The following is a 15,131-nucleotide window of genomic DNA, read 5'->3' on the forward strand; positions in this document are numbered from 1 at the left end:
GCATGCAACAGACTATCCAGACTACCCTGCTGATTATCGGCGGCGGCCCTGGCGGCTACGTGGCCGCCATCCGCGCCGGGCAACTGGGCATTCCGACCGTGCTGGTGGAAGGCCAGGCGCTGGGCGGTACCTGCCTGAACATCGGCTGCATCCCGTCCAAGGCACTGATCCACGTGGCCGAGCAGTTCCACCAGGCTTCGCGCTTTACCCAACCCTCGCCGCTGGGCATCAGTGTGGCTTCGCCGCGCCTGGACATTGGCCAGAGCGTGGCGTGGAAGGACGGCATTGTCGACCGCCTGACCACCGGTGTTGCGGCCCTGCTGAAAAAGCACGGGGTGAAAGTGGTGCATGGCTGGGCCAAGGTGCTCGATGGCAAGCAGGTCGAGGTCGATGGCCAGCGCATCCAGTGCGAACACCTGTTGCTGGCCACTGGCTCCAGCAGCGTCGAGCTGCCGATGCTGCCGCTGGGCGGGCCGGTAATTTCCTCAACCGAAGCCCTGGCACCGAAAGCCCTGCCGCAACACCTGGTGGTGGTGGGCGGTGGCTATATCGGCCTGGAGCTGGGCATTGCCTACCGCAAGCTGGGCGCGCGGGTCAGCGTGGTGGAAGCGCGCGAGCGCATCCTGCCGACCTACGACAGCGAGCTGACCGCGCCGGTGGCCGAGTCGCTGAAGAAGCTGGGCATCGCCCTGCACCTGGGCCATAGCGTCGAGGGGTACGAAAATGGCTGCCTGCTGGCCAATGACGGCAATGGCGGGCAACTGCGCTTAGAGGCCGACCAGGTACTGGTTGCGGTAGGCCGCCGCCCACGCACCAAAGGCTTCAACCTGGAATGCCTGGACCTGAAGATGAACGGCGCGGCCATCGCCATCGACGAGCGCTGCCAGACCAGCATGCACAACGTCTGGGCCATTGGCGACGTGGCCGGCGAGCCGATGCTGGCGCACCGGGCCATGGCCCAGGGCGAAATGGTGGCCGAAATCATCGCCGGCAAGGCCCGCCGTTTCGAGCCTGCGGCAATAGCTGCGGTGTGTTTCACCGACCCGGAAGTGGTAGTGGTCGGCAAGACCCCGGAGCAGGCCAGCCAGCAAGGCCTGGACTGCATCGTCGCGCAGTTCCCGTTCGCCGCTAACGGGCGGGCCATGAGCCTGGAAGCGAAAAGCGGTTTCGTGCGCGTGGTGGCGCGCCGGGACAACCACCTGATCCTGGGGTGGCAGGCGGTGGGCGTGGCGGTTTCCGAGCTGTCCACCGCGTTTGCCCAGTCACTGGAGATGGGCGCGTGCCTGGAGGATGTGGCCGGTACCATCCATGCCCACCCAACGCTGGGTGAGGCGGTACAGGAAGCGGCATTGCGCGCCTTGGGCCACGCCCTGCATATCTGACACTGAAGCGGCCAAGGCCGATTTGGCCCGCTGCGCCGTGAGGCGCCGCGGGTCTTTTTTATTCATGAGTCAGTGCCGGCCTCTTCGCGGGTGAACCCGCTCCCACAGGTAGAACACAGTATTCAAAAACTGTGGTGTCCCTGTGGGAGCGGGTTCACCCGCGAAGAGGCCGGCACAGGCTACTCGGCTATGACGTTCTTGCCATTACCCTTGGCCCGGTACAGCGCCTTGTCCGCCCGCCCCAGCAGTGCATGCTGGTCCTCCCCCTCTTCCCGCTGCACCACGCCGTAGCTCATGGTCAGCCGGCATTCACCCACCGGCTCCAGCTGCTCCATCACCTGGCGCAAGCGCCCAGCAACATCCATTGCCTCGCCCAAGGTGGTCTGCGGCAGCACGATCACAAACTCGTCACCGCCCCAGCGCGCCAGCAGGTCCAGCTCACGCAGGCAGGTGCGCAGGTTTTCCGCCACCCGCACCAGCGCCGCATCGCCACGGGCATGGCCATAGCGGTCGTTGATCGGCTTGAAATCATCCATGTCCATGGCGATCAGCGACAACGGCTGACGGAAACGCTGGGCGCGTTGGCATTCCAGCTGCAACACCTTCTCCAGCCGGTAACGGTTGGCGATACGGGTCAAGGCATCACGTTCGGCCAGTTCACGGTTTTCGTCCAGCTGCCGCTGCAACTGCTGGTTCACCCAGGACAGCTCGCGGGTGCGATCGGCCACCTGGCTTTCCAGGGACTGGTTCTTCTGTTCCAGCTGCGCCACCAGGCGCTTGCCCGGGTCGATATTGCGGTGCGCGCCAAGCATGCGCGCCACCGAGCCGTCTTCGTTATGGGCGATGATATGGCCGCTGTCTTCGATCCACAGGTAACTGCCATCCTGGCAGCGGCAACGGTATTCGATGCGGTAGCGCTCATTGCGCTGGCCAATGTAGGCCTCGAAATGCGCCATCACCCGTGGGTAGTCCTCAGGGTGAATGACACTCTCCCAGGTGAAGACCGAATTGGCCATGGAGTGGCTGGAGTAGCCGAGCATGGCGTACCAGCCGGGGTTGCGGTAGACGTAGCCGGTGTTGGCATTCCAGTCCCAGATGCCATCGCTGATCAACTCGAACAAGGTGTGCAACTGCTGTTCACTGAAGCCGGCTGGGGCCGGCCTGGTTTCCTGATTCATGGACGCTCTCCCTGATGCCCAGCAACTGCGCTCCCATCAAGGGGCTGCCGACAATGTGTAATTTGCCGCAGGCGGCAAGATCATGCCTCTGACGGGGCAAGCATATGCCCAGCGTGTCACGACCGGAATAGCTCCAGCGCCCTAGTGTTCATTTTTTAAATGCGTCTGGGCTGGCAAGGCGTTTCGTATAAGATATCCGCATTGCCTATTGCTGGAATTTCCCGTGCCGCTGCCGTCTTTCAAAGCCACCGACCTGGGTGCAACGCCCTCGATGTCGGAAATCATTGCCAAGCACCTGCGCGAGGCCATCATCTCGGGCCAGCTCGCTGAAGGCGAACCGGTGCGCCAGGACGAAGTGGCACAGGCCTTCAACGTCAGCAAGATCCCGGTGCGCGAAGCCCTGAAACGCCTGGAGGCGGAAGGGCTGGTGGACTTCCATCGCAACCGTGGCGCGCTGGTCACCCGTATTTCGGAGCCGGAGCTGGCGCAGATGTTCGAGGTTCGAGTGTTGCTGGAGGTAAAGGCAATTCGCCTGGCGATCCCCAACATGACCGAACAGCACTTTGCCCGCGCCGAAGCCATTTGCGCGGAGTTCATTGGCGAGGATGATGTTGGCCGCTGGGCCGACCTCAACTGGGCGCTGCATGCCTGCCTGTACGAACCGGCGCGCCGGCCCTATCTGCTTGGCCTGATCCGTTCGATCCACGACAAGGTGGAACGTTACCTGCGCATGCAGATGAGCCTGTCGGCGGGCAAGCAGCGCGCCGATCACGAACACCGCGACATCGTTGCTGCCTGCCGCGCGCGTGATGTGGAGCTGGCGGCACGGTTGATCGAAGAGCACATCAATGGGGTGTGCCAGAGCCTTTACGAGCACCTGCCCCAAAACTGAGCAGCCCCTTACTCCCTCGCACTGATTACCACCGCGGCACAGCATGCTTGGCTTCGTTCTTGCTTATCTAGATATCGTATACGAAATACCATATAAGGAATCAGCGGCGCCGGTTTTGCCTGCGCCGCGCTGCCTACTCCTTCTTCCAATAATTACGTATCGGAGTGCAAAACCATGGCCACACCCTCTTCGGCGGCATCGGTGAATGTCGCAAAAGCAGCAGACAAAGCCCCTGCGGGCATCAAGCGTGTGGTAGCTGCGGCCATGGCCGGCGCAGTCGCCGAGTGGTATGAGTTTTTCCTGTACGGCACCGCCTCGGCGCTGGTCTTCGGCCAGTTGTTCTTCCGCCAGACTGGCAGTGCCATGGACGGCATCATCGCCGCCTTTGCCCTCTACGCCGTGGGCTTTCTGGCCCGCCCCATCGGTGGCCTGGTGTTCGGCCACTACGGCGACAAGGTTGGCCGCAAGTACCTGCTGCAGATCAGCCTGATCGTGGTGGGGATAACCACCTTTCTGATGGGCTGCCTGCCCACCTTCGAACGCATCGGCTATGCCGCGCCCATCCTGCTGGTGGTGCTGCGCCTGATCCAGGGCTTTGCCTTCGGTGGCGAATGGGGCGGCGCGGTGCTGCTGGTGTCCGAACACAGCCCGGACAACCGCCGCGGCTTCTGGGCCAGTTGGCCGCAGGCGGGGGTACCGGCCGGCAACCTGATCGCCACCATCATCCTGCTGCTGTTGTCGTCCAACCTGAGCGAGGCACAGTTCCTTGACTGGGGCTGGCGTGTGGCGTTCTGGTTCTCGGCAGTGGTGGTGCTGATCGGCTACTGGATCCGCACCCGGGTTGACGATGCACCGATCTTCAAAGAGGCCCAGGCCAAGCAGCAGAAGCTGGAAAGCCAGCAACTGGGCGTGGTGGAAGTGGTTACCAAATACTGGCGCGAAGTGCTGATCGGCATTGGCGCACGCTTCGCCGAAAACATCCTCTATTACACCGTCGTCACCTTCTCCATCACCTACCTGAAACTGGTGGTGCACAAAGACACTTCGCAGATCCTGCTGCTGATGTTCGGCGCCCACCTGCTGCACTTCTTCATGATCCCGGCCATGGGCTACCTGTCGGACATCATCGGCCGCAAGCCGGTGTACCTGATCGGCGCCGTGCTCACCGCGTTCTGGGGCTTTGTCGGTTTCCCGATGATGGACACCGGCAATGACTGGCTGATCATGGCAGCAATCACCCTGGGCCTGGCCATCGAATCGATGACCTACGCGCCCTACTCTGCGCTGATGGCCGAACTGTTCCCCACCCACGTGCGCTACACCGCACTGTCGCTGTGCTACCAGGTTGCGCCGATCCTGGCCGGCTCGCTGGCGCCGCTGATCGCCGTGACCCTGCTCAAGGAATACAACAGCTCCACCCCCATCGCCTGGTACCTGGTCGCGGCGGCGGCCATCTCGATCGTGGCCGTGGCGGCCGCCAAGGAAACCCGCGGCAAGTCGCTGCGCGCGGTTGACGAAGAATCCGTGGCCCGCAACGCCGGCCGCTAAGCAACCTACAACAACGACAAATCCCGAGGTAACGAACATGACCAACAACATCTTCACCGGCACCATGCCCGCCCTGATGACCCCGTGCACCGCCGAGCGCAAGCCGGACTTCGAAGCCCTGGTGCGCAAGGGCCGCGAACTGATCGAGGCCGGCATGAGCGCGGTGGTGTACTGCGGCTCGATGGGCGACTGGCCGCTGCTGACCGAGGCCGAGCGCCAGGAGGGCGTGGCGCGCCTGGTCGCCGCCGGCATCCCGACCATCGTCGGCACCGGCGCGGTGAACACCCGTGAAGCCGTTTCGCACGCCGCCCACGCCGCCAAGGTTGGCGCCGCCGGCCTGATGGTCATCCCCCGCGTACTCAGCCGCGGCGCCTCGCTGATCGCCCAGAAGCACCACTTCTCGGCCATCCTCGCCGCAGCGCCGAAGCTGCCGGCGGTGATCTACAACAGCCCTTACTACGGCTTCGCCACCCGCGCCGACCTGTTCTTCGAACTGCGCAGCGCGTTCCCCAACCTGATCGGCTTCAAGGAATTCGGCGGCGGTGCCGACCTGCGCTACGCCGCCGAGCACATCACCTCCAAGGATGATGACGTGACCCTGATGGTCGGCGTCGACACCCAAGTGGTGCATGGCTTCGTCAACTGCAACGCCACCGGCGCCATCACCGGCATCGGCAACGCCCTGCCACGCGAAGTGCTGCAACTGGTGAGCCTGAGCAAGCAGGCCGCCAAGGGCGACGCCCGTGCCCGGCGCCTGGCGCGCGAGCTGGAAGCGGCGCTGGCGGTGCTGTCGTCGTTCGATGAAGGCTGCGACCTGGTGCTGTACTACAAGCACCTGATGGTGCTCAACGGCGATACCGAGTACAGCCTGCACTTCAACGAAACCGACGCACTGACGGATGCCCAGCGCAACTATGCCGAGCAGCAGTACGGGCTGTTCCGCAGCTGGTACGCCAGCTGGTCGGCCGAGCAGAACCTGGCCTGATTCTGCCCTGCGCGGACTCTTGTAGGAGCGGCCTTGCGTCGCGAAAGGGCTGCGCAGCAGCCCCGGGATTTTCGCGCAGACGCATGAATTGCCGGGGCTGCTGCGCAGCCCGATCGCGACACAAGGCCGCTCCTACATGGCTTGCGTCAACTGTTCGGAGGTGCCAGCAGGTCAAGCCAGATGCAACAACGCCTCTTCCACCGCAGCCACCACCTGGTTGCCCTTGGCCCCCGGCAGCCGCCAGGCGACGATGCTCATGCCCAAGGGCACCGCACAATCAACCGGTGCAACCAGCTCGCCGCTGTCCAGGTAACGCTGCACCAGGCTTCTGCGCCCCATCAGCACCCCGGCTGCCAGCAGCGCCTGTTGCAGGGCGATCGAGTACAGGGAAAAGCCCGGCCCACGGGCGACAAACTTATGCCCGGGTATCACCGCATTGCTCCACACCGCCCAGTCGTTCCAGCCCACGTCGGCGATGCAGCGCGCGTCGGCAAGGTCCTCGGGCCTGGTGAGGCCGGCCGCCAATGCCGGTACGCACACGGGCAAAATTTCCTCCGTGGCAATCCGGCGCTGCCAGCGTTCAGGCTTCTCGGTGTAGAACAGGCACAGGTCAAAGGGGCTGCGTTTCAGGTTGGGCGGCTCATCCACAGCGGTCACAGAGATTTCGATGGGTGCCAGCAGGCGGGTCAGCTCCGGCAGGCGGGGCCCGATCCACAACTGCGCCAGCGCCGGCGAAGTCACGATATGCACCCTTTGCGGTGCAGCCAGGCGCCGCAGCGTGCGTGCCGCCGCTTCCACGGCGTCGAAGGCTTCGGTGAACTGGGCTTTCACGCTTTCGCCCAAGGGCGTCAGGCGCACACCCTTGGCATGGCGCTCGAACAAGGCAGCGCCGTATTCGCTTTCCAGGGTCTTGACCAGGGCGGCGATAGCACCCGGGGTCACCTTGAGTTCAAGGGCAGCACGGGCAAAGCCACCCAGGCGGGCGGATGCTTCGAAGGCGCGCAAGGCATTGAGTTGCAGCGAGTGCCGCGTGGGGCTGTCGAGATACACGATGTCAGGCCTATTTTTTTTAGGCCTACTATTCCAGAAATCTGACGTTGTAGCCAGCTGTCACGCGCAGTACCGTGAAGCTGTCCAACGCGCATCACTGCACATTTTCAAGGAACTCAAATGCACTCTCCAAGCGGGCCCCATGCATTCAGGCAAGGTGTCCACAGCGCCATGCCCCTGACCTCCGGCATCGTGCCCTTCGGCCTGATTACCGGGGTCACTGCAATCGGCATGGGCCTGTCGCCGGCCGATGCCATCGGCATGACCTTGCTGTTCTACTCCGGGTCGGCGCAGATGGTGGTCATGCAGCTGATGCAGAACGCCGCACTGCCGGTGACCATGGTGGTGACCGCGCTGGTAATCAACCTGCGCTTCCTGATGTACAGCGCCAGCCTGGCCCCGCACCTGGGCCAGCTGCCACGCCGGCACAAATGGCCGATGGCCTACTTGTTGTCTGACCAGTCGTTTGCCTTGTGTACGCTGAAGGCAGGTTCGGACGGGCTCGGCCAGCATGCCTACCCTTACTATGCCGGTACCGCCATCACCATGTTCTTTGGCTGGAACCTCTCGGTGCTGGCGGGCATGTACCTGGGCGCCAGCATCCCCGAAGACTGGTCGCTGGGCTTTGCCATCCCGTTGTCGTTCCTGGCCCTGCTGATACCCGGCATTCGCAATGCGCCCACGCTTGGCGCGGCACTGACCGGTGGTGTACTCGCCGTGCTGGCTGCCGACCTGCCCTACAACCTCGGCCTGATGGCCGGCGCGCTGGGCGGCATCAGCGCCGGGCTGGCCATCGAGAGCTGGAAAAAACCGCAGGCAATGCCTGAAGCCAACAGCGAGCAGGAAGCATCATGAGCGAAACGACCCAATGGATAACCTTCGCCCTGATCGGCCTGGGTACCTTTGCCATACGCCTGTCGTTCATTGAACTGCACACGGTGTTGCGCATCCCCCCGCTGTTTCGCCGTGCGCTGGCGTATGTGCCGGCCAGCGTACTGGCAGCACTGGTATTGCCGGCAGTGGTGTTCCCCGACCGGCATGCCGGGTTTGACTGGATGAACCCGCAGATCCCGGCGGCGGTGCTGGCCGCGCTGGTAGCATGGCGCACGCGCAGTACGCTGCTGACGCTGGTGGTGGGGATGGGGGTGTTGTGGGCGTTGAAGCACTGGGGGATGTAGGCATTTGCCAAATCCCCTGTAGGAGCGGGTTCACCCGCGAACACCGGCACAGCCGGTGCCATGCACCGCGTTGCATTTTTCGCGGGTGAACCCGCTCCCACAGGTTTTGCAGTTCGCCCTGAGGCATGACAGCCCTCAGGAAAAATCGGCAGGATGTTGTGCTCAGAATTCGTTTGAGGTCCTTGGCCTTATTGTCCATGGTGGCAGGCTGATAGCTATTGCCTGTAAAAGGCTGCCGCGCGTGGACGCAGGCGCATGACGATGCCTGCGTTGGGGGACGTTGTCGGATCCCCCCAATAATAAGAGAGGACAAGGAAATGCATTCCAACAGTTTGAAGCAAAGCCTGAAGCAACGGCATATCACCATGATCGCACTGGGCGGGGTGATCGGTGCAGGGCTGTTCATGGGCTCGGGCTCACTGATCGCCTCGGCAGGGCCTGCAGCGATCCTGTCGTACTTCATCGGTGGCCTGGTGGTGACCCTGGTCATGTTCATGCTGGGCGAAATGGCCTGCCGCAACCCCGATGCCGGTTCGTTCTCGACCTACGCCAACACCTACCTCGGCGACTGGGCGGGGTTTGCGGTCGGTTGGCTGTACTGGTTCAAGTCGATGATGACCATCACCCTGGAAGCGGTGCTGCTGGGTGCCATCCTGCATGACTTCCTGCCATGGCTGCCGATCTGGGCAGGCGCCTTCCTCATGCTGGTGACACTGATGGCCAGCAACGCCTACTCGGTGCGCTCCTTTGCCGAGGTGGAATATTGGCTAGCTGCAATGAAGGTCGCCACCATCCTCATCTTCATGCTGCTGGGCATCTCGATCCTGCTCGGCCTGCACAGCGACATTCCCTCCCCCGGCCTGGTCAACCTCACCGCCCACGACGGCTTCATGCCCAATGGCCTGTCGCCGGTAATGGCCGGCGTTATCGTGGTGATCTTCTCGCTGGGCGGCAGCGAAATTGCCGCCGTGGCCGCAGGTGAGTCGGAGAACCCGCGGCAGAACGTGATCCGCGCAATCAAAAGCGTGATCCTGCGGGTGATGTTGTTCTACGTCGGCTCGGTGTCGATCCTGATCCTCTGCCTGCCATGGACCGACAAGGCCAACCTGGCCTCGCCCTACGTGTCGCTGTTCAGCCTGGCGGGCTTTGGCGGTGCTGCGGTGGCGATGAAACTGGTGCTGTTCGTCTCGTTCATGTCGGTGATGAACTCGTTCATGTTCTCCAACTCGCGCATGCTGTTCTCGCTGAGCCAGCGCGGGCACGCGCCCAAGCTGTTCTCGCGCACCAGCGCCAAGGGTGTGCCGATCAATGCCCTGCTGCTAAGCCTGTCGATCTGCACGATGATCCTGACCGTGCACTTCATCAGTGGCGGCGACCTGTTCATGACCCTGGCCAAAAGCACCGGCAGCCTGGTGATGGTGGTATGGATCTTCATCATCGTCGCCCACGTGGCCATGCGCTGGAAAACCCGCCACGAACCGGTCGACCCGAACGCCTTCCGCGCCTGGCTGTTCCCGTATGCCAACCTCGTGGCGCTGATCGCCTTGCTGGCGGTGATCGGCACCCAGGCCTTCGAGCCGGCTTCGCGCTTCCAGTTCTGGTTCACGGTGCTGACGGTACTGCTGGTGGTGGCGGGGTATTTTGTGATGCGTCAGCGCATGGCCGGCAAGCTGGCAACCAACTGACCCGGCGAACTGTACGCGGTCCTACACCGACCGCGTCAGTTGCACAAGCAATCAGACCGCACTGGCCTTGGCCAGGTCCAGCGAGCGCGTTTCCGGCGCCATCAACCAGGTGCACAGCAGCCCGACCATCGAGATGCCGAATGCGGCGATCATGGTGTTGGCGATGCCGATAGACGACAGCGACATGGGCACCAGGTAAGTGCCGATCGCCGCACCGATGCGCGACAGGGAAGTCGCCAGGCCCACCGCCGAACCGCGGATCTCGGTCGGGAACAGCTCATTCGGGTACACGTACTGCAACACCTGCGCGCCGCCAATGAACAAGGCGTAGCTACCAAACAAAGCCAGGGTCACTACCCCTGCACCGTCCGGGAACAACCCCAGCAACAGCAAGGCCAGGCCCGACCACAGGAAGCTATGGATCAGCATGTTGCGCCGGCCCATCGGGTTGATCAGCTTCACCCCCAGCAAGCAACCGAATACGAAGATCACCGTAATCGCCACCGCCCCCCAGGCTGCCAGGTCACCGGTCAGGCCCATGGCCGCGAGGATTTTCGGGGCAAAGGCATAGATGGCGAATTGCGGGATGATCGAGCAGGTCCAGAACATGCTGACGAAGAAAATGCGCTTGCCGTAGCTGGAGTGGAACAGCGACCACACCGACACCTTGCGCTGCGAAGGCGCTTCAGCCAGGTCAGTGATGGAAAAACTGTCGCCATATACCCTTTTCACCACCTGGTCAGCCTCGGCGACACGGCCCTTGCTCAACAACCAGCGGGCAGATTCAGGGGTGCCTGCGCGCATGATCAGGAACAGCACGCCAGGTACCGCAGCACTGGCCAAAGCCCAACGCCAGGCATCCGGGCCCATGCTACGCAGGATGAACTCACCGGCGACATAGGCCACCGCAGCACCCACGAACCACATCATCACCAGGCTGGCGAGGATTGAGCCTCGCTGCTTGCGCGGCAAAAACTCAGCCAGCAGCGACGTCGCCAGTGGGTGGTCGGCACCAATGGCGACGCCCAGCGCAAAGCGCAGGGCAATCAACGCCGCCGCCGAAGTGACCCAGAACTGGCCAAGGGAGAACAGCGCCAATGCAACCAGCACCAGCACGTACAGCGTCTTGCGGCCCAACTTGTCGGTAAACAGGCCCCCGACAAACCCGCCGAAGAACATTCCCACCAGTGACGCTGCCGCCACCATGCCTTCTTCCAGCACTGACAGTTGCAGTGCCTGGCTGAGTTGCACCAGCACGACACCAATGATGCTCAGGATGTAGCCATCCAGAAACGGCGCCCCCGAGGAGTAAAGGGCAAGCCTCTTGTGGAAGCTGTTGAGCGGGGCGTCTTCCAGGGAAATATTATGTTTATTGGTCATGGGTTTGGCCTTTGTTGCTGCTCGACGCAGACCGCCCGCCAGCCGTGGCCTGCGGGGCGATCCGATTATTATTGGAATGCAATCGATCACTGCTGAGCCGTCCATGAAGCTCATGGCGCAGACAGTAAACTCACATGACCTGGGGTGATGTAAGGATTACTCCAAAGAATGCGAGATCTCGGTCACGCGCCCGCAACGGGCTGTGCCGGCAAGAAAAGCGTCGAACCTTGGCAAACGGCATGCGCGCCACAACATCGCGCGTTGCAATGATGAGGTGGGGAACAAGGGAGGAGATGAAATGGCGTCCCAGGCAGGAATTGAACCTGCAACCTTCCCCTTAGGAGGGGGATGCTCTATCCAATTGAGCTACTGAGACGCAAGCACCGGCAGCGAGCGCTGCACAGCGGGACGGCAAGCATGTTAACCAGCCAGCTGGCGTTTGTCATGTCTGCACCGGGCTTTTTCGCGTAATCCTTTTCTGGCTGTGTTAAGCCTGCGGCAACACACCCTCTTCCCGCAGCAGTGTAAACAAGCCTGCGACAGCAACCTCAAGGCCTGCGGAGTTGTCCAGCACACGCACTGACGGGTCGGTTGTCGTTTGCAGGCCTGCGTTGCGGGCCAGTCGCTGTTCGACTTCTTCAGCGGTTTCCCGGCCACGGGCCAGCAAGCGCTGACGCAGCACCTCGGGCCTGACCTCGACCAACACTGCCAACAAATCTGGATAACGCCGGCGTGCCTGCGCCAGGTAAGCCCGCGAGCCATTCACCAGCACTGCCCTGCCCGCCTGTAGCCATTGGTCCACCTGAAGCGGAATGCCGTAGTCCAGGCCGTTGGCCTGCCAGTGCATGGCAAACGCGCCTCGTGCAAGCAGGGTTGCAAACTGCTCGGTGGTAACACCATGGGCGGCTTCGCCCTTGGCTTCGGCCGAACGGGTAATGACCCGACGGGCAATTTCTACCCCAGCTGCCGCGAGTTGTTCACGCGAAGCGTCGATCAGGGAATCTTTCCCCGACCCCGACGGTCCTATCAGAAATATCAGCCGCCCTGTCCCTGATCGGCGGTCGCTTGCGTCATGTTGCATAGCCACTATGCTCTATGGAGGGAAACCGGCGCATTCTAGGGGTTTTCCAGGTCGTTTGCTGCGTTTTACCAGTTTTTGACGGCAAAAGACTGACGGTCAGGTAAGCCGGAGTATGTAAAACTTTTCAAACCAGTACTCATTTCTGATAATTGGTACTGGCACAAAGCCTTTATCCGGCTCACTATTTGTCACAGAATTGACGCCAAGGAAACGGCGACCATGAGGCAAGATGAGCATCCATTTTTCACAGACGGTTGAACATTTTGTCGTCGCCACGGTCGTATTTCCACCCCGTGCGGCCAATTTGAGAACCGCTCCCCCTGAACCAAAATCCGGTCAATTTATATGCGCCCAATGAAACAGGCTATTTATTCGAGCCGCACCGCTGACAAGTTCGTCGTCCGCCTGCCAGACGGGATGCGTGAGCGCATTGCCGAGGTAGCGCGCAACCATCACCGCAGCATGAACTCCGAGATCATCGCACGCCTGGAGCAGAGCCTTATCCAGGAAGGCGCGCTGGGTGAAGAGCTGAGCATGCGCCTGGACAGCCCGGAGCTGTCCCTGCATGAGCGCGAGCTGTTGCAGCGCTTCCGCCAACTGTCCCACCGCCAGCAGAACGCCCTGGTCGCCCTCATCGCTCACGATGTGGAAATGGCCGCCGACGCTTCCTGAGGGTTGCAAACGGATGCAAAAAAGCCAGCGTAAGCTGGCTTTTTTTATGTCTATCTGAAGCAAACGCAGCCCTCTGTGGGAGCGGGTTTACCCGCGAACACCGGCTATGCCGGTGCCATGCACCGCGTTGCATTCTTCGCGGGTAAACCCGCTCCCACAGGGATTGTGTAGGGGCTCAAAGCAGGAACAACGTAGCCAGCCCCAGGAAGATAAAGAAGCCGCCACTGTCGGTCACGGCAGTGATCATCACACTCGCACCCATCGCCGGGTCGCGCCCCAGGCGGGCCAGGGTCATCGGAATGAGCACGCCCATCAGCGCCGCCAGCAACAGGTTCAAGGTCATCGCCGCGGTCATCACCACGCCCAATGACCAGCTGCCGTACAGCCAGAACGCCACCGCACCAATCACCCCGCCCCAGACCAGGCCGTTGATCAGCGATACTGCCAGTTCCTTGCGCATCAAGCGGCTGGTATTGCCCGGCGATACCTGGTCCAGCGCCATGGCGCGTACGATCATGGTGATGGTCTGGTTACCCGAGTTACCACCAATCCCCGCCACGATCGGCATCAGTGCAGCCAACGCCACCAGCTTCTCAATCGAACCCTCGAACACGCCGATCACCCGCGAAGCAAGGAAGGCGGTAATAAGGTTGATCGCCAACCATGCCCAACGGTTGCGGAACGAGCGCCAGACCGAGGCGAAGATGTCTTCTTCCTCGCGCAGACCGGCCATGTTGAGCACTTCACTCTCGCTTTCTTCACGAATCAGGTCGACCATCTCGTCAATGGTCAGACGGCCGATCAGGCGCTCGGCCTTGTCGACTACCGGGGCCGATACCAGGTCGTAACGTTCAAACGCTTGCGCCGCATCGTAGGCATCTTCCTCGGGCTGGAAGGACACAGGGTCGGTGGCCATGACCTCCGCCACCTTCTTCTCCGGGTCGTTGACCAGCAGGCGCTTGATCGGCAGCACCCCCTTGAGGATGCCGTCGTAATCGACCACAAACAGTTTGTCGGTGTGGTTGGGCAGTTCTTTCAGGCGGCGCAGGTAGCGCAACACCACTTCCAGGCTGACGTCTTCGCGGATGGTGACCATCTCGAAGTCCATCAGTGCACCGACCTGCTCCTCGTCGTAGCTCAGCGCCGAACGCACGCGCTCGCGCTGCTGGGCATCGAGGGTTTCCATCAGCTCGTGAACAACGTCACGCGGCAGCTCAGGGGCAAGGTCGGCCAGTTCGTCGGCGTCCATTTCCTTGGCGGCGGCGAGCAGCTCGTGATCGTCCATGTCGGCGATCAGGGATTGGCGAACCGAGTCAGACACTTCGAGCAGGATGTCGCCATCGCGATCCGAGCGCACCAGTTGCCAGACCGTCAGGCGGTCTTCCAGGGGCAAGGCTTCGAGGATGTAGGCGATGTCGGCGGGGTGCAGGTCATCGAGCTTGCGTTGCAACTCGACGAGGTTCTGCCGGTGGACCAGGTTTTCGACCAGGTCGTTGTGCGCGCCCTCCTGGCGGTGGGTCAGGTCTTCGACCACGCGCTGGCGTTGCAGCAATTCGATCACCTGGGCCAGGCGATCCTGCAGGCTGTCTTGCGCTTTTTTTACTTCTACTTCAGTCATAGGCGAACTCCACTCCCAGCAGCGGAGCACGCCGGGAGAATCAATCAGTCAGATCTATCTGTATGAATCGTGTTAGCGAGTAACTACTGGGTAAGTCCATGGTGGTTTTCCACAAGCCCCGGCGGGGCTGACGGGCGCAATCATACACTGCTAAAGCTGTCAGATCGCTTAAATTTTTGGCCAGAACAATCGTTTGCGCGATAAAGCTATGACAACGCGTGAAGCTAACAGTGCGACGGTGGGTCTGGCGGTTAAAGCACATTTGATGTGTGCCTGGATGTGTTTGTGGCGCCTGGGCGATTTGGGGGCTGCTTTGCAGCCCCAAGGGTACACGCCACACCTACAGGAGAGCTTAGATTGACACGGCCAACAATTCTGCGCCGCAGAAAAACAAAAAGCCCGCTCAATCGAGCGGGCTTTTTGATGGGGTATGGCGGACTCAGCAGGATTCGAACCTGCGACCGCTCGGTTCGTAGCCGAGT

General features: G+C 61.9%; 13 protein-coding genes and 1 tRNA gene. 8 read left to right on the forward strand and 6 right to left on the reverse strand.

Features of this window, described 5'->3' with window-relative positions; all coding sequences use genetic code 11:
* Window positions 1–2: 2 nt before the first annotated feature.
* Window positions 3–1,382: a dihydrolipoyl dehydrogenase gene (gene lpdA / locus IAE39_RS19450; RefSeq protein ID WP_201205525.1), complete on the forward strand. Its 1,380-nt coding sequence runs from the start codon at window positions 3–5 to the stop codon at window positions 1,380–1,382.
* Between the two features lie 179 nt (window positions 1,383–1,561).
* Here lpdA and IAE39_RS19455 read toward each other — a convergent pair whose 3' ends face one another.
* Window positions 1,562–2,560, reverse strand: a complete 999-nt coding sequence (locus tag IAE39_RS19455) for a sensor domain-containing diguanylate cyclase (protein ID WP_201205527.1) — start codon at window positions 2,558–2,560, stop codon at window positions 1,562–1,564.
* Window positions 2,561–2,831: 271 nt separating this feature from the next.
* Here IAE39_RS19455 and IAE39_RS19460 point away from each other — a divergent pair, with 271 nt between their 5' ends.
* From IAE39_RS19460 to IAE39_RS19470, 3 genes are all read left to right on the forward strand, one after another.
* Window positions 2,832–3,452, forward strand: coding sequence for a GntR family transcriptional regulator (locus IAE39_RS19460; protein ID WP_201205546.1), 621 nt, complete (start codon window positions 2,832–2,834; stop codon window positions 3,450–3,452).
* 174 nt (window positions 3,453–3,626) lie between these two features.
* Window positions 3,627–5,000 carry a fosfomycin efflux MFS transporter AbaF gene (abaF, locus tag IAE39_RS19465; RefSeq protein WP_328825623.1) on the forward strand — a complete coding sequence of 458 codons (1,374 nt, stop codon included), beginning with the start codon at window positions 3,627–3,629 and terminating at the stop codon, window positions 4,998–5,000.
* Window positions 5,001–5,037: 37 nt separating this feature from the next.
* Complete coding sequence (locus tag IAE39_RS19470; RefSeq protein ID WP_201205529.1) at window positions 5,038–5,985, forward strand: dihydrodipicolinate synthase family protein; 948 nt, start codon at window positions 5,038–5,040, stop codon at window positions 5,983–5,985.
* 171 nt (window positions 5,986–6,156) lie between these two features.
* Here the strand turns inward: IAE39_RS19470 and IAE39_RS19475 are convergent, their stop codons facing one another.
* Entirely contained in the window at window positions 6,157–7,035 is an 879-nt protein-coding gene (locus tag IAE39_RS19475) for a LysR family transcriptional regulator (protein WP_201205530.1), read from the reverse strand.
* Between the two features lie 120 nt (window positions 7,036–7,155).
* Here IAE39_RS19475 and IAE39_RS19480 point away from each other — a divergent pair, with 120 nt between their 5' ends.
* The 3 genes from IAE39_RS19480 to IAE39_RS19490 all read left to right on the forward strand — a co-directional run bounded on the left by IAE39_RS19480 (window position 7,156) and on the right by IAE39_RS19490 (window position 9,898).
* Window positions 7,156–7,890 carry an AzlC family ABC transporter permease gene (locus IAE39_RS19480; RefSeq protein WP_201205532.1) on the forward strand — a complete coding sequence of 245 codons (735 nt, stop codon included), beginning with the start codon at window positions 7,156–7,158 and terminating at the stop codon, window positions 7,888–7,890.
* The gene (locus tag IAE39_RS19485; RefSeq protein ID WP_201205534.1) at window positions 7,887–8,213 is read left to right on the forward strand and encodes an AzlD domain-containing protein; all 327 of its coding nucleotides are present in this window, start codon (window positions 7,887–7,889) and stop codon (window positions 8,211–8,213) included. Before IAE39_RS19480 ends, IAE39_RS19485 begins: the two co-directional genes overlap by 4 nt.
* Window positions 8,214–8,530: 317 nt before the next feature.
* Window positions 8,531–9,898 carry an amino acid permease gene (locus tag IAE39_RS19490; RefSeq protein WP_201205536.1) on the forward strand — a complete coding sequence of 456 codons (1,368 nt, stop codon included), beginning with the start codon at window positions 8,531–8,533 and terminating at the stop codon, window positions 9,896–9,898.
* A gap of 51 nt (window positions 9,899–9,949) precedes the next feature.
* On the opposite strand, the gene IAE39_RS19495 is transcribed toward IAE39_RS19490, so the two are convergent.
* From IAE39_RS19495 to phnN, 3 genes are all read right to left on the reverse strand, one after another.
* On the reverse strand, window positions 9,950–11,278 hold the full coding sequence (locus IAE39_RS19495; protein ID WP_201205538.1) for an MFS transporter: 1,329 nt from the start codon (window positions 11,276–11,278) through the stop codon (window positions 9,950–9,952).
* 299 nt (window positions 11,279–11,577) lie between these two features.
* Window positions 11,578–11,654 (reverse strand) — tRNA-Arg (locus IAE39_RS19500).
* 111 nt (window positions 11,655–11,765) lie between these two features.
* Complete coding sequence (phnN, locus tag IAE39_RS19505) at window positions 11,766–12,359, reverse strand: phosphonate metabolism protein/1,5-bisphosphokinase (PRPP-forming) PhnN (RefSeq protein WP_201205540.1); 594 nt, start codon at window positions 12,357–12,359, stop codon at window positions 11,766–11,768.
* Between the two features lie 345 nt (window positions 12,360–12,704).
* Here phnN and IAE39_RS19510 point away from each other — a divergent pair, with 345 nt between their 5' ends.
* On the forward strand, window positions 12,705–13,031 hold the full coding sequence (locus IAE39_RS19510; protein ID WP_027915923.1) for an Arc family DNA-binding protein: 327 nt from the start codon (window positions 12,705–12,707) through the stop codon (window positions 13,029–13,031).
* Between the two features lie 175 nt (window positions 13,032–13,206).
* Here the strand turns inward: IAE39_RS19510 and mgtE are convergent, their stop codons facing one another.
* Window positions 13,207–14,649, reverse strand: coding sequence for a magnesium transporter (gene mgtE / locus IAE39_RS19515; protein ID WP_201205542.1), 1,443 nt, complete (start codon window positions 14,647–14,649; stop codon window positions 13,207–13,209).
* Between the last annotated feature and the right edge of the window lie 482 nt (window positions 14,650–15,131).

Origin of the sequence: Pseudomonas sp. S37 (genome assembly GCF_016658545.1) — a bacterium.
Lineage (GTDB): Bacteria > Pseudomonadota > Gammaproteobacteria > Pseudomonadales > Pseudomonadaceae > Aquipseudomonas.

Bases quoted from the DNA above. Each gene is read 5' to 3' on its own strand.
- abaF (WP_328825623.1), top strand. From the start codon at position 3,627: ATGGCCACACCCTCTTCGGCGGCATCGGTGAATGTCGCAAAAGCAGCA.
- IAE39_RS19455 (WP_201205527.1), bottom strand. From the start codon at position 2,560: ATGAATCAGGAAACCAGGCCGGCCCCAGCCGGCTTCAGTGAACAGCAG.
- IAE39_RS19460 (WP_201205546.1), top strand. From the start codon at position 2,832: ATGTCGGAAATCATTGCCAAGCACCTGCGCGAGGCCATCATCTCGGGC.
- IAE39_RS19490 (WP_201205536.1), top strand. From the start codon at position 8,531: ATGCATTCCAACAGTTTGAAGCAAAGCCTGAAGCAACGGCATATCACC.
- phnN (WP_201205540.1), bottom strand. From the start codon at position 12,359: ATGCAACATGACGCAAGCGACCGCCGATCAGGGACAGGGCGGCTGATA.
- IAE39_RS19510 (WP_027915923.1), top strand. From the start codon at position 12,705: ATGCGCCCAATGAAACAGGCTATTTATTCGAGCCGCACCGCTGACAAG.
- IAE39_RS19495 (WP_201205538.1), bottom strand. From the start codon at position 11,278: ATGACCAATAAACATAATATTTCCCTGGAAGACGCCCCGCTCAACAGC.
- lpdA (WP_201205525.1), top strand. From the start codon at position 3: ATGCAACAGACTATCCAGACTACCCTGCTGATTATCGGCGGCGGCCCT.
- mgtE (WP_201205542.1), bottom strand. From the start codon at position 14,649: ATGACTGAAGTAGAAGTAAAAAAAGCGCAAGACAGCCTGCAGGATCGC.
- IAE39_RS19480 (WP_201205532.1), top strand. From the start codon at position 7,156: ATGCACTCTCCAAGCGGGCCCCATGCATTCAGGCAAGGTGTCCACAGC.
- IAE39_RS19470 (WP_201205529.1), top strand. From the start codon at position 5,038: ATGACCAACAACATCTTCACCGGCACCATGCCCGCCCTGATGACCCCG.
- IAE39_RS19485 (WP_201205534.1), top strand. From the start codon at position 7,887: ATGAGCGAAACGACCCAATGGATAACCTTCGCCCTGATCGGCCTGGGT.